Origin of the sequence: Cellulomonas uda (assembly GCF_006538705.1) — a bacterium.
GTDB lineage: Bacteria > Actinomycetota > Actinomycetes > Actinomycetales > Cellulomonadaceae > Cellulomonas > Cellulomonas uda.
The window spans coordinates 21,299-33,778 of record NZ_BJLP01000019.1; the positions used below are offsets into that span (position 1 = coordinate 21,299).

At 77.0% G+C, this 12,480-nt stretch carries 12 protein-coding genes; 7 read left to right on the plus strand and 5 right to left on the minus strand.

Going from position 1 to position 12,480, the window contains the following annotated elements:
• Window positions 1-46: 46 nt before the first annotated feature.
• Window positions 47-388, minus strand: coding sequence for a PLD nuclease N-terminal domain-containing protein (locus CUD01_RS07155; RefSeq protein ID WP_141319850.1), 342 nt, complete (start codon window positions 386-388; stop codon window positions 47-49).
• 87 nt (window positions 389-475) lie between these two features.
• Between CUD01_RS07155 and CUD01_RS07160 the strand changes: the two genes are divergently transcribed.
• On the plus strand, window positions 476-793 hold the full coding sequence (locus CUD01_RS07160) for a DUF4229 domain-containing protein (protein WP_094180826.1): 318 nt from the start codon (window positions 476-478) through the stop codon (window positions 791-793).
• Between the two features lie 12 nt (window positions 794-805).
• Here CUD01_RS07160 and CUD01_RS07165 read toward each other — a convergent pair whose 3' ends face one another.
• Both CUD01_RS07165 and menE read right to left on the minus strand, forming a co-directional pair.
• On the minus strand, window positions 806-1,675 hold the full coding sequence (locus CUD01_RS07165) for a 1,4-dihydroxy-2-naphthoate polyprenyltransferase (protein ID WP_141319852.1): 870 nt from the start codon (window positions 1,673-1,675) through the stop codon (window positions 806-808).
• Window positions 1,672-2,868 carry an o-succinylbenzoate--CoA ligase gene (gene menE, locus CUD01_RS07170; protein WP_174773837.1) on the minus strand — a complete coding sequence of 399 codons (1,197 nt, stop codon included), beginning with the start codon at window positions 2,866-2,868 and terminating at the stop codon, window positions 1,672-1,674. Before menE ends, CUD01_RS07165 begins: the two co-directional genes overlap by 4 nt.
• 94 nt (window positions 2,869-2,962) lie before the next feature.
• On the opposite strand from menE, the gene CUD01_RS07175 reads away from it, so the two are divergent.
• Window positions 2,963-4,042: a DUF3048 domain-containing protein gene (locus CUD01_RS07175; protein WP_094180823.1), complete on the plus strand. Its 1,080-nt coding sequence runs from the start codon at window positions 2,963-2,965 to the stop codon at window positions 4,040-4,042.
• 143 nt (window positions 4,043-4,185) lie between these two features.
• Window positions 4,186-4,341: a hypothetical protein gene (locus tag CUD01_RS16475; protein WP_166772189.1), complete on the plus strand. Its 156-nt coding sequence runs from the start codon at window positions 4,186-4,188 to the stop codon at window positions 4,339-4,341.
• 52 nt (window positions 4,342-4,393) lie between these two features.
• Here CUD01_RS16475 and CUD01_RS07180 read toward each other — a convergent pair whose 3' ends face one another.
• Window positions 4,394-5,362 (minus strand): 1,4-dihydroxy-2-naphthoyl-CoA synthase, encoded by a 969-nt coding sequence (locus CUD01_RS07180; protein ID WP_141319856.1) that lies wholly within the window; start codon window positions 5,360-5,362, stop codon window positions 4,394-4,396.
• Between the two features lie 62 nt (window positions 5,363-5,424).
• Between CUD01_RS07180 and CUD01_RS07185 the strand changes: the two genes are divergently transcribed.
• The 3 genes from CUD01_RS07185 (at window position 5,425) to CUD01_RS07195 (ending at window position 10,045) form a co-directional block, all read left to right on the plus strand.
• Window positions 5,425-6,396: an o-succinylbenzoate synthase gene (locus tag CUD01_RS07185; protein ID WP_141319858.1), complete on the plus strand. Its 972-nt coding sequence runs from the start codon at window positions 5,425-5,427 to the stop codon at window positions 6,394-6,396.
• Window positions 6,393-8,315, plus strand: coding sequence for a 2-succinyl-5-enolpyruvyl-6-hydroxy-3-cyclohexene-1-carboxylic-acid synthase (gene menD, locus CUD01_RS07190; protein ID WP_141319860.1), 1,923 nt, complete (start codon window positions 6,393-6,395; stop codon window positions 8,313-8,315). Before CUD01_RS07185 ends, menD begins: the two co-directional genes overlap by 4 nt.
• An 89-nt stretch (window positions 8,316-8,404) precedes the next feature.
• Entirely contained in the window at window positions 8,405-10,045 is a 1,641-nt protein-coding gene (locus CUD01_RS07195; protein ID WP_141319862.1) for a S1C family serine protease, read from the plus strand.
• Window positions 10,046-10,191: 146 nt separating this feature from the next.
• Here the strand turns inward: CUD01_RS07195 and CUD01_RS07200 are convergent, their stop codons facing one another.
• Entirely contained in the window at window positions 10,192-11,583 is a 1,392-nt protein-coding gene (locus CUD01_RS07200; RefSeq protein WP_141319864.1) for an isochorismate synthase, read from the minus strand.
• A 117-nt stretch (window positions 11,584-11,700) separates the two neighbouring features.
• Between CUD01_RS07200 and CUD01_RS07205 the strand changes: the two genes are divergently transcribed.
• Entirely contained in the window at window positions 11,701-12,396 is a 696-nt protein-coding gene (locus CUD01_RS07205) for a demethylmenaquinone methyltransferase (protein ID WP_141319866.1), read from the plus strand.
• The last annotated feature ends 84 nt before the right edge of the window (window positions 12,397-12,480 follow it).

Below are 12,480 nucleotides of genomic sequence, written 5' to 3' on the forward strand. Positions count from 1 at the left end.
CGGGCGGCCCGGCGGTGGGGTCCGGTGATGGGGTCCGGTGGTGGGGTCAGACGGTGGGGCCGGGCTGGTCGTGGGGCTCGTCGTCGGGCTTGCGGGCCTCGCGGCGGCGGCGCTCCTGCTCCAGACGCCACAGGAACTCCGGGTCGTCGTCCGGGGCGACGGGCGCTCCGGGAGCCGGGGCCGTCTGCGTGCGGTAGGGGGTGCGCTGGCCGCGCTTCGTGCGGCTGACCGCGAGCCAGACCACGCCGCCGATCACCGGGAACAGCACCACGAGCAGCACCCACAGCGCGGGGTGGACGCCCAGGCGCTCGTCCTCGTCGCTGCGCACGATGTCGATCACGCAGTAGACGACGAATCCGATGAGCAGCAGCGTCCCGAGGTAGCGCACGCCCCCAGGCTAGTCGGTGGCGCGTGCCACAGGTGCGGGCGCGACCCCGAGGGTGGGCGGGGACCCCGCGCCGCCTACGCTGGGACCGTGCCCGTCCTCGTCTACACGCTCCTGCGCCTGGTCCTGTTCGCCCTCGTGACCGTCCTGCTGTGGGCGGTCGGCATGCGCTCGTGGCTCGCGCCGCTCGCGGGGCTGCTGGTCGCGTGGGGGTTGTCGTACGTGCTGCTGGCGAAGCAGGGCCGCGCGGCCGCGGAGTGGGTCGAGCGGCGTGCCGCGCAGCGGGGGGAGCGGCGGCCCACGGCGGCCGACGAGGACGCGCGGCTGGAGGACGCGGCCGACGAGGCCGCGCGGGCCACCCCGGCCGACGAGGCCGCGCGGGCGGACCGCCCGGCCGACGAGGCCTGACGCCCCCGCTCGTCAGACGGCGAGCCCCACGCCCAGCAGCACGCCGAACGCGAGCTCGAGCATGCCCGTGCCGGCGAGCACGGGCACGAGCGCGCGGCCGCGCGCGCCGAGGAGCACGACGCCAGCGAGCAGACCGGCGGGGAACAGCAGGATCGAGACGATCAGCGCCCACGGCGAGGCGAACGCGCACACGATGCCGAGCAGCACGGGCACGACGACGAGCGCGGCGTACGCCCGGCGCGCGCGGCGGTCGCCGAGCCGCACGGCGAGCGTGCGCTTGCCCGAGACCGCGTCCGTCGGGATGTCGCGGACGTTGTTGACCATGAGCAGCGCGCACGCGAGCAGCCCGACGGCCACCGCGCCGACCCACGCCACCCAGGACAGCCGCCCGGCCTGCGTGTAGGTGGTGCCGAGCACGGCGACCAGGCCGAAGAACACGAACACGCCGACCTCGCCGAGCCCGCGGTACCCGTACGGGTTGCGCCCGCCGGTGTAGCCCCACGCGGCGAGGATCGACACGGCACCGACGCCGACCAGCCACCAGGCGCCGGCCGCGACGGCGAGCCACAGGCCGAGGGCCGCGGCGACGCCGAACGCCGTGAACGCCGCGTTGCGCACGGCCGAGGGCCGCGCCGCGCCGGACGCGGTGAGCCGCATGGGTCCCACGCGCTCGAGGTCGGTGCCGCGCACGCCGTCGGAGTAGTCGTTGGCGTAGTTCACGCCCACCTGCAGCGCGAGCGCGACACCGAGCGCGAGCGCGGCGCGCCCCAGGTGCGACGCGTCGAGCTGCGCGGCCGCACCGGTGCCGACCAGCACGGGGGCCGCGGCGGCGGGCAGCGTGCGGGGCCGCGCGCCGGCGACCCATTCCTGCGGTGTGGTCACGCGGTGCTCCCTGAGGTGGTGGTCGGTCCCGCGTGCGGTGCGGGCGAGGAGACGTGGTCGACGACGAGCGCGGCGGCGGCCCGGCGGTCGGGCTTGCCCGGGCCGCGAAGCGGCAGCGCGCCGACCACGACGAGGTGCTGCGGGGCGTGCGCGGGCCCGAGCGCGGCGGTGACGTGCGCGCGCAGGTCGGCGAGGGTCGGTGGTGCGGCCGGGTCCGTGGGGACGACGAGCGCGCCGACGGCCTGCCCCCACGTCTCGTCGGGCACGCCGACGACGAGCGCCTCGGCGACCCCCGGTGCCGCGGCGAGCGCCGCCTCGACCGCCGCGGGCGCGACGTTCACGCCGCCCGTGACGACGACGTCGTCGGCCCGGCCCAGGACGCTCAGCACGCCGTCGTCGAGCCGGCCTAGGTCGTTCGTGCGCAGCCAGCGCGAGCCGTCGAGCGTCACGAACGGGTCCAGGTCGGGGCGGCCGAGGTAGCCCGCGGTGAGCACGTCCCCGCCCAGCAGGACCCGCCCGGAGGCGTCGAGCCGGACGCGCACCCCGTCGAGCGGTACGCCGTCGTAGACGCAGCCGCCGCACGTCTCGGTCATGCCGTACGTGGTGACGACGCGCACCCCCGCGGCGCGGGCGCGCTCCAGCAGGGGGGCCGGCGCTGCGGCGCCGCCGAGCAGGACCGCGTCGAGCGTGCGCGCGGCGTCGGTCGCCGCCTCGTCGTCGAGGACCCGGACGAGCTGCGTGGGGACCAGCGAGGTGTACGTCGGCGTGCCGGCGGGGGTGCCGGTGCGCAGGTCGGCGACCGCGGCCGCGAACCGCGTGGCGGTGAACGGCGTGCCGAGCGCGACGACGGGCCGCGTGCCGGCGAGCACCGAGCGCACGAGCACCTGCAGCCCCGCGACGTGCTCGACGGGCAGCACCAGCAGCCACCGACCCGGACCGGCGAGGCGCCGCTCGGTCGCGCGGCCCGAGGCGCGCAGGGCCGAGGCCGTCAGGAGCGCGGTGCGCGGCTCACCGGTCGAGCCGGACGTCGCCACGGCGAGCGCCACGTCGTCGTCGACCGCGACGGCCGCGGCGTGGTCCCACCCGGTCGCGGTCGCCACGCGCACGGCGGGTCCCGCGCCGTCGAGCGCGGGACCCAGCGCGTCGAGCAGGTCCTCGGCGCGCGGCGGGACGTCACGCAGCGGCCGGCTCACGGTCCCAGAGTAGGTCGCCACGCGCGCGCGGATGCACGCCGCGCGCGCGGTCCGTGGCACCCTGGACCCGCTACGACCCCAGGGGAGAGACCACATGACGTCCACGTCCCACCGTCGCGCGCGCACCCGGGTGCTCGGCCTGCTCGGCGCGTTTGCGCTCACGCTCACGGCGGCGTGCAGCTCGACGACGCCCGAGACGCCCGAACCGGTGACGGCGGCCCCCGTGATCACCCCGGACAAGCAGCCCGTGCCGACGCCCTCGCTGCCCGCGACGTGGCCGCTGACGGGCCTGCCGGCCGGTGGCGACCTGGTCGAGCGCCCGTCCCTGGCCGTCAAGGTCGAGAACACGTCCGCGGCGCGCCCGCAGTCCGGCCTCGAGCAGGCCGACGTGGTGTGGGAGACGATCGTCGAGTTCCAGGTCTCGCGGTTCATCGCCGTGTACCACTCGCAGGTCCCCGAGACGGTCGGCCCGATCCGCTCGGTGCGTCCCATGGACCCGCTGGTCCTCGCGCCGACGAAGGGCCTGCTCGCGTTCTCCGGCGGGCAGGGCGGCATCGTCTCGCTCGCCCGGCAGTCCGGGCTGCAGATCCTGTCGAACGACGAGGGCGTCGACGGCATGTACCGCTCGAGCGACCGCGCCGCCCCGCACAACGTGTACGGCGACATGAAGACCCTGTGGGGTCAGGCGGACGCGTCCCACTCGGCGTCCCCGGGCGAGCAGTTCCTGTTCGCCCGGACCGCCGACGAGGCCGCGGCCGTCACGGGCGGTACGCCCGCCTCGACGCTGTCGTTCCGGCTGTCGAGCGCGTCGAACCCGTCGTGGGCGTGGGACGACGCGACGGGCACCTGGCTGCGCTCGGAGGGCTCGTCGCCCGCCACGGCGCGCAGCGGCACGCGGCTGTCCGCGGTGAACGTCGTGTCGGTCGTCGCGAACCACCCGAACACGGCCTTCCCGGCCCAGGGCGGCGCGCGCGTGCCCACCTACGACCTGGTCGGCCAGGGCGAGGGCACCCTCGCCACGGGCGGCAAGACCGTCGCGGTGACGTGGAAGAAGGAGGCGCAGGACGCGCCCTTGCGGCTGTTCCTCGCCGACGGCTCGGACGCCCTGCTCGCCCCCGGGAACACCTGGGTCGAGCTCGTCCCGCTGGGCTCGGGGTCGCTCACGACGAGCTGAACGTCCACCCTGCGGCGGCCGGGCCGTCCACCCGCGGGTGGAGGCCCGGCCGTCGTGCACCCGCCCCGGGACGGTCCGCGCCGCGGGCAGGACGAGCCCGGCGGCCGATGCCCGCACCGACCTGCGCGGACGAGGCTGGTCGCATGACCACAGAACCTCTCACCGAGCCCGTCGAGCACGACATCGCGGCCGTGGGTGCCGTCGTCACCGCGGGGGTCGTCCTGCTCGCGTTCGTCGTCGGCGCCGCGTTCGTCGTCGCGCAGCTCGTCGACCTCGTGTCCTGGTTCGCCGTCGACTGACGACGCACCGGGACCGAGCGCACCGGGACCGAGCGCACCGGCCGCGGCGCGCTCAGTACGCGTACGGGAAGCCCGACCAGTCGGGGTCGCGGCGCTGCAGGAACGCGTCCCGGCCCTCGACCGCCTCGTCGGTCATGTACGCCAGGCGTGTCGCCTCGCCCGCGAACACCTGCTGGCCCGCGAGGCCGTCGTCGGCCAGGTTGAACGCGAACTTCAGCATCCGGATCGCCTGCGGCGACTTGGTCGCGACGATCCGCGCGTACTCCAGGCCCGCGTCCTCGAGCTCGTCGTGCGGCACGACGTCGTTGACCGCGCCCCACGCGCACGCCTGCTCGGCCGAGTACTCGCGGGCCAGGAAGAAGATCTCCCGCGCGCGCTTCTGCCCGACCTGCCGCGCGAGCAGCGCCGAGCCGTACCCGCCGTCGAACGAGCCGACGTTCGCGTCGGTCTGCATGAACCGCGCGTGCTCGCGGGACGCGATCGTCAGGTCCGCGACGACGTGCAGCGAGTGCCCGCCGCCCGCGGCCCAGCCGTTGACGAGGGCGACGACGACCTTCGGCATGGTCCGCATGAGCCGCTGCACCTCGAGGATGTGCAGCCGCCCCGCCCGTGCCGGGTCGATCGCGTCGGCCGTCTCGCCCTGCGCGTACCGGTAGCCGTCCCGCCCGCGGATCCGCTGGTCGCCGCCCGAGCAGAACGACCACACGCCGTCCTTCGGGCTCGGGCCGTTGCCCGTGAGCAGGACCGTGCCCACGTCGGAGGTCATGCGTGCGTGGTCGAGCACGCGGTACAGCTCGTCGACGGTGTGCGGGCGGAACGCGTTGCGCACCTCGGGTCGGTGGAACGCGACGCGCACGACGGGCAGGTCCCGCACGACCGTGCCGTCGGCCGCGCGCTCGACGCCGCGGTGGTACGTGAGGTCGGTGAGGGCGGTGCCGTGCTCGAACCCGTCGACCGTGCGCCAGCGCGCGGGGTCGAACGTGTCGGAGACGCGGGCGGGCAGCTCGTCGTGCGCAGTCACGGCCTCACCCTACGAGCCTCGCGCGCGGCGGGGCCGCAGGGCAGCGCACGTACGCTGGTCCGGTGCTCGCCCCGGACGTCGTCGTGTGGTCGCTGCCGATGCGCACGCGCTTCCGCGGTCTGACGTCCCGGGACGGCGTGCTCGTGCGGGGCGACGCGGGGTGGGCGGAGTTCTCGCCGTTCTGGGACTACGACGACGAGGAGTCCGCGGGCTGGTGGCGCGCGGCGCACGAAGCGGCCGAGCTCGGCTGGCCCGCGCCCGTGCGCGACCGTGTGCCGGTCAACGTGACGGTGCCCGCGGTGGACGCCGCGACGGCGCACCGGATCGTGACCGGCTCCGGCGGCTGCCGCACCGCGAAGGTCAAGGTGGCCGAGCGGGGGCAGGACGTGTCCGACGAGATCGCGCGCCTCGAGGCCGTCCGGGACGCGATCGGCCCGGGCGGGGCGATCCGGGTCGACGCGAACGCGGGCTGGGACGTCGACGAGGCCGTGGCGCGCCTGGCCGTGCTCGACCGCGCCGCCGGCGGGCTCGAGTACGCCGAGCAGCCCGTGCCCGGCGTCGCGGACCTCGCCGCGCTGCGACGGCGCACGCACGTGCCGATCGCCGCGGACGAGTCGATCCGCCGTGCCGCCGACCCGTACGCGGTCGCGCGTGCGCACGCGGCGGACGTGGTGGTGCTGAAGGTGCAGCCGCTCGGCGGGGTGCGCGCGTGCCTCGACCTCGCGGAGCGCATCGGGCTGCCCGTGGTGGTCTCCTCGGCGCTCGAGTCGTCCGTGGGGCTCGCTGCCGGGGTGGCGCTCGCGGCCGCGCTGCCCGAGCTGCCGTACGCGTGCGGGCTCGCGACCGCACAGCTGCTCACCGCGGACCTCGTCGCGCAGCCGCTGCTGCCCGTGGACGGTGCGCTGCCCGTCCGCCGCACGCAGCCCGACCCCGCGCTCGTCGCCGCCGCGTCCGCCGACGAGGCCCTGACCGCGCGCTGGCGCACGCGCACGGCCGCGGTCCGCGCCGCCGCCGCCCGCGCGGACCGGGCATGATGTCCGGCGTGACGACGGCTGTCCCGGACCCCGCAGGCCACGCGACCGGCGCCGCGACGGGTCCCGGCGCCGGTGCGCCCGCCGTGGTGTCCGCGCGCGTGCTGGTGCAGGCGCTCGCGCGGCTGGGTGTCGAGGACGTCGTGCTCGCCCCGGGGTCCCGCAGCGCGCCGCTCGCGTACGCGCTCGCGGACGCCGCGCTGGGCGACGACGAGCGCCCCGAGCACGCGCCGGCCCTGCGGCTGCACGTGCGCATCGACGAGCGCGACGCGGGCTTCCTCGCGCTCGGGCTGGCGAAGGCGTCCGCGCACACGGGCGGCTCCGGCGCCGCCCGCCCGGTCGCGGTCGTCACCACGTCCGGCACGGCGGTGGCGAACCTGCACCCCGCGGTCCTCGAGGCGCACCACAGCGGCATCCCGCTCGTCGTGCTCACGGCGGACCGTCCGCACGAGCTGCGGGGGACCGGCGCCAACCAGACCACCGACCAGCCGGGCATCTTCGGCAGCGCGGTCCGCCTGCTCGTCGACGTGCCCGCACCCGTCGGCCTGCCGCACGAGGCGCGCGACGTGCGGCACACCGCGGCGCGCGCCGTGGCGGCCGCGACCGGCGCGCGCACCGCAGACCCCGGCCCCGTGCACCTCAACCTCGCGTTCCGCGAGCCGCTCGTCCCGGGCGACGAGCCGTGGCCCGCGCCCGGCACGGCGGGCCTCACGCACGTGCAGTCCCGCCCCGGCCCGAGCGTCCCGACCGCGACCGGCGCCGTCCCCGCGGTCGTCGCGGCCGCGCAGCGCGTCGCCGACGACGACCGCCCCGCACGACGAGCACCCGGCCGACTCGGCGGCGTGCCCACGGTCGTCGTCGCGGGCGACGGTGCGGGACCCGCGGCGCGGCGCATCGCCGAGGCCAACGCGTGGCCTCTGCTCGCCGAGCCGTCGTCGGGTGCGCGCGGCGGCCCGTGCGCCGTGAGCGCCTACCGCCTGCTGCTCGCGCAGCCCGAGCTCGGCGGACGCGTCCGTCGCGTCGTCGTGCTCGGCCGGCCCACGCTGTCGCGGCCGGTGCTCCGGCTCCTCGCGCGCGACGACGTCGAGGTCGTCGTGCTCGCCCCTCGCGGCGCCGACTGGTACGACGCCCCGCGTGCCGCCGACCAGGTGCTGCTCGAGACGTCCGCGCGCATGCGGCAGGGGCGCATGCCCGGGCCCGCGGGCTGGCTCGAGGCGTGGCTCGTGGCCGACACCGCCGCGCGCGCCGCGGTCGACGCCGTGCTCGACGACGGGCCCGAGGCCGTGCGGGGCCGCCGCTCGCGCACCGGTGCCCGCATCACCGGCCCGGTGCTCGCGCGCGCGGTCGCCGCCGCGAGCACGCCGCAGGACGTCCTCGTCGCCGGGTCGTCGAACCCGGTGCGTGACCTCGACCTCGTCGCGCGCTGGGACGACCCGCCGCTCGTGCTCGCCAACCGTGGGCTCGCCGGCATCGACGGCACGGTCGCGACCGCGACGGGCGTCGCGCTCGCGCTCCCGCGGCGGCGCGTGCGCGCGCTCGTCGGGGACCTCACGTTCCTGCACGACGTCGGTGGGCTGCTGCGCGGCCCCGCCGAGCCGGCCGTGGACCTGCAGGTCGTCGTCGCGAACGACGACGGCGGGTCGATCTTCGCGACCCTCGAGCACGGCGAGCCGCACCGTGCCGCGGTGTTCGAGCGCGTGTTCGGCACGCCGCACGGCGCCGACCTCGCCGCGCTGTGCGCCGGGTACGGCGTGCGGCACTCGCGCGTCGTCGAGGTCGACGGGCTGCTGCCCGCGCTCGCCGCGCCCGGGCGCGGCGTGAGCGTCGTCGAGGTGCGCGTCGACCGCGCCGGGCGGCGCGCGCAGTCGGCGCTGCTCGCGCAGGAGGTCGCCGCCGCCGCCGCGCGCGTCCTGCGCGCCTGACGAACTCCCAGCGAACTCTCAGGTCCGACGAAGGCTGCGCCCAGCACGAGGGCGTGTCATGGAGTCCGACCCGAGGAGGAGCTCACACCATGACCACCCCCACCCCTGAGAACCACCCGCAGGCGGAGCCGACCCAGCCCCTGCCGCCGGTGCCGGCCCCACCGACGACCCCGCCGACGACCCCGACGACGACCCCGCCGACGACCCCGCCGACGACCGCGACGGCGCAGCTGCCGCAGGCTTCGGCCCCGCAGGCGCCGGCCCCGCAGCAGCCGGGCGCGCCCGTCGGACCGCAGGCGGGCCAGCCGTACGCGCCGGCCGCGCCGGACGCCGGTCAGCCGGCCGCCGGTCAGCCGGCCGCCGCCGGGCCGTGGACGCCGGCCGAGCAGCCGCCGGCGGACCCCGCGCGCCGCGAGCGCCGGGGCCGCGTCTGGATCCCCGTCACGTCCGCCGCCGCCGCCGCGCTCGTCGCGGCCGTGGCGACGCTGGGCGTCACGGGCGCGCTCGACGACACGGCCACCCCGGCCGCGTCGAACGGCACCAGCTCGTTCGCCGAGCTCGGCCACTCGTCCACCGACACCGTCCCGGTCGCCGGCTCGTCCGACGACGCCCCGGACTGGGCCGCCGTCGCGGCGGCCGTGCAGCCGTCGGTCATCGCGATCGAGACGACGACGTCGGGCGGCACCGCGCTCGGCTCGGGCGTCGTCATCGACGACGAGGGTCACATCGTCACCAACAACCACGTGGTGGCGGGCGCGCAGGGCGGCGAGGTGCAGGTGACGCTCACCGACGGGCGCATCTTCACCGCCAAGGTCGTCGGCACCGACCCGACGACGGACCTCGCCGTCGTCAAGCTCGTCGACCCGCCGAGCGACCTGGAGCCCGCCGCGCTCGGCGACTCGTCGCAGGTGCGCGTGGGCGCGGCCGTCATGGCGGTCGGCAACCCCCTCGGCCTGCAGAACACCGTGACCACCGGCATCGTCTCCGCGGTCGACCGGCCCGTCTCCACGCAGAGCGAGGACGGCTCGCAGGCCACCGTCACCAACGCGATCCAGGTCGACGCGTCGGTCAACCCCGGCAACTCCGGGGGCCCGCTGTTCGACGCGCAGGGCCGCGTCATCGGCATCAACTCGTCAATCGCGACCACGTCGCAGCAGTCCGGGTCGATCGGTCTGGGCTTCGCGATCCCGGTCAACCTCGTCAAGACCATCGCCGGTCAGCTCGTCGAGTCGGGCACGGCCCGGCACGCGTTCCTCGGCGTGGGGCTGGACGACGGCACCGCGACGGTCGACGGCGTGACGCGCGCCGGTGCCGTCGTCAAGCAGGTCAACGAGGGCTCGCCCGCCGCGAAGGCCGGCCTGCAGGTCGGCGACGTGGTCGTCGGCATCGACGGCAAGGCCGTGGGCGGCGCGGAGTCGCTGACCGCGTACGTGCGCTCGTACGCGTCGGGCTCGTCGGTGACGCTGACGGTCGTGCGGGACGGCAAGGCGAGCGACGTCGACGTCACGCTGGCGACGCGCGAGGACACCACGGCCGGCGGCCAGCAGGGTGGCGACCAGCAGGGCGGTGACCAGCAGGGCGGCGACCAGCAGGGCGACCAGCAGGGCGGCCAGCAGGGCGGGCCGGGCTTCGGCGGCCAGGACGGCTCGCAGCTGCCCGACCTGCAGAACATGACCCCTGACGAGCTGTGGCAGTGGCTCCAGGAGAACGGGGTGGGTCAGGGCCGCTGACCCCCCTGCGGACGCCCGGTCGGACGACCCCTGGTCCGGCCGGGCTTCCGCACGTCCGGGCTTGCGCACGTCCAGGCTTGCGCACGTCCAGGCTTCCGCAGGACCGGGGTTCGGCGCATCCCGCCGTCCGCGCGTCCGGCCGCGCGTCAGTCGGACGCGAGCGCCGTCCGCATCGGGACGAGCTTCGCCTCGGACTCGGCGAGCTCGGCCGCCGGGTCGGACGCGGCGACGATCCCGCACCCCGCGAACAGCCGCACGCGCGTCGGGTCGTCGGCCGACGTCTGCGCGGAGCGCAGCGCGATGCCCCACTCGCCGTCGCCGTCGGCGCCGAACCAGCCGACCGGCCCGGCGTACCGGGCGCGGTCCATGCCCTCGATGCGGCGGATGAGCGCCGCCGCGGCGCGCGTCGGCGTGCCGCACACGGCCGCGGTCGGGTGCAGCGCGGCGGCGAGCGCGAGCGACGAGGGGTGGGCCGGTGTGCCCACGACGCCCTCGGACGCGTCGGTCAGGACGCCGGTGACGTCCGAGGCCAGGTGCAGCACGTTGGGCAGGCGCAGGACGAACGGCACGTCGGGCACGTTCGTCGACGAGCAGAACGGCTCGAGCGCGTGCGCGACGGACCGCACCGCGTACTCGTGCTCCTCGAGGTCCTTGGAGGAGTGCGCGAGGATCGCGGCGCGTGCGAGGTCCGCGGCGTCGTCGCCCGTGCGCCGGATGGTGCCCGCGAGCACGCGCGACGTCACCAGGCCCTTCTCGGAGCGCACCAGCAGCTCCGGGGTCGCACCGATCGTGCCGTCGACGCTGAACGTCCAGCAGGACGGGTACCGGTCCGCGAGCCGGCCCAGCGCCCACCGCACGTCGAGCGGGCGCTGCGTGCGGGCGACGACGTCGCGCGCGAGGACGACCTTGTCGACCTCGTCGGCGTGCACGGCGGCGATGCCCGCGGCGACGACGTCGCGCCAGCCGTGGGCGGTCACGGCGCCGTCGGCGTACGTGACGCGGCCGGGGGAGGCGGGCGGGACGCGGTCGCCCGCGAGCTCGTCCAGGTCCGGCACGGGCCCCAGTGCGGGGCCGGTGGACATGGTGGTGAGCCACGTGCGGCCGCCGCGCCGCCCGACGACCACGCGGGGCACGACGACGACGCCCCCGGCCGCGGACTCGTCGTCGAACGCGAACGAGCCGAACGCGACGGGACCCGAGCCGGGCAGGCGCACCTCGTCGCGCACGACGGCGTGCGCGAGCACGTCGTGCCACGCCCGCTCCGCGTCCGCGAACCGGTCGGCCCCGGCGACCTCGAAGCGCAGCACCTCGCCCCAGGCGACCAGCCCGTCGCCGCGGCGCACCCACGCGAGCGGCGGTGCGCCCTGCGCGCGCTGCGCGCCGGGCGCCGGGAGCAGGTCCAGCAGGTCCGCGGGGTCCGGCAGGTGCTCACCCGACGGGTCGGCGACCGCGCCGGGCGCGAGCGCGTCCAGGGGGACGGTGCGGACGACGAGGGGGTGCGGGAGTCGCTCCGCGGGTGCGGAGGCAGTCGTGCTCATCGCGTCCCAGGGTATGCCCGCGCCCGCGTCGCGCTCGTCGTGGCCCCCGGCCCGTGGCCTGGTCCGTTCGTCACACCGTGGTCGGTGCCGGGGTCCGCGGGCTGGCACGATGGGGGCATGGCGCGAGCGAACCTGGACAAGAGGCCCGACGAGGTCGCGGCGATGTTCGACTCCGTGGCGCAGCGCTACGACCTCACGAACGACGTCCTGTCGATGGGGCAGGACCGCCAGTGGCGGCGCGCGACGCTCACCGCGCTCGCGGCGCAGCCGGGGGAGCGGGTGCTCGACCTCGCGGCGGGCACGGGCACGTCGTCGGAGCCGCTCGCGGACTCGGGCGTGCTCGTCGTCCCGTGCGACCTGTCCGAGGGCATGCTCGGCGTCGGCAAGCGCCGCCGCCCGGACCTGCCGTTCGTCGCGGGGGACGCGCTGCACCTGCCGTTCGCGGACGCGTCGTTCGACGCCGTGACGATCTCGTTCGGCCTGCGCAACGTGCCCGACGTGCCGGCCGCGCTCGCGGAGATGCTCCGCGTCACGCGCCCGGGCGGGCGGCTCGTGGTGTGCGAGTTCTCGACGCCGACGTTCGCGCCGTTCCGCGCGGTGTACACGGGCTACCTCACGCGCGCGCTGCCGCGCGTCGCGCAGGCCGTCACGCGCGACTCGGAGGCGTACACGTACCTCGCGGAGTCGATCCGCGACTGGCCGGACCAGCGCGAGCTCGGGCGCACGGTCAAGCGCGCGGGGTGGGACCAGGTGGCGTTCCGGAACCTGTCGGGCGGCATCGTCGCGCTGCACCGCGGGACCCGGCCGGCCTGACCCGTGCCGCGGGGCACCTGGTCCGTGGACGGTCGGCCCGGGCGACCGACTGGCGGTCACGCGTCGTCCGTCAGGCGGACGCCG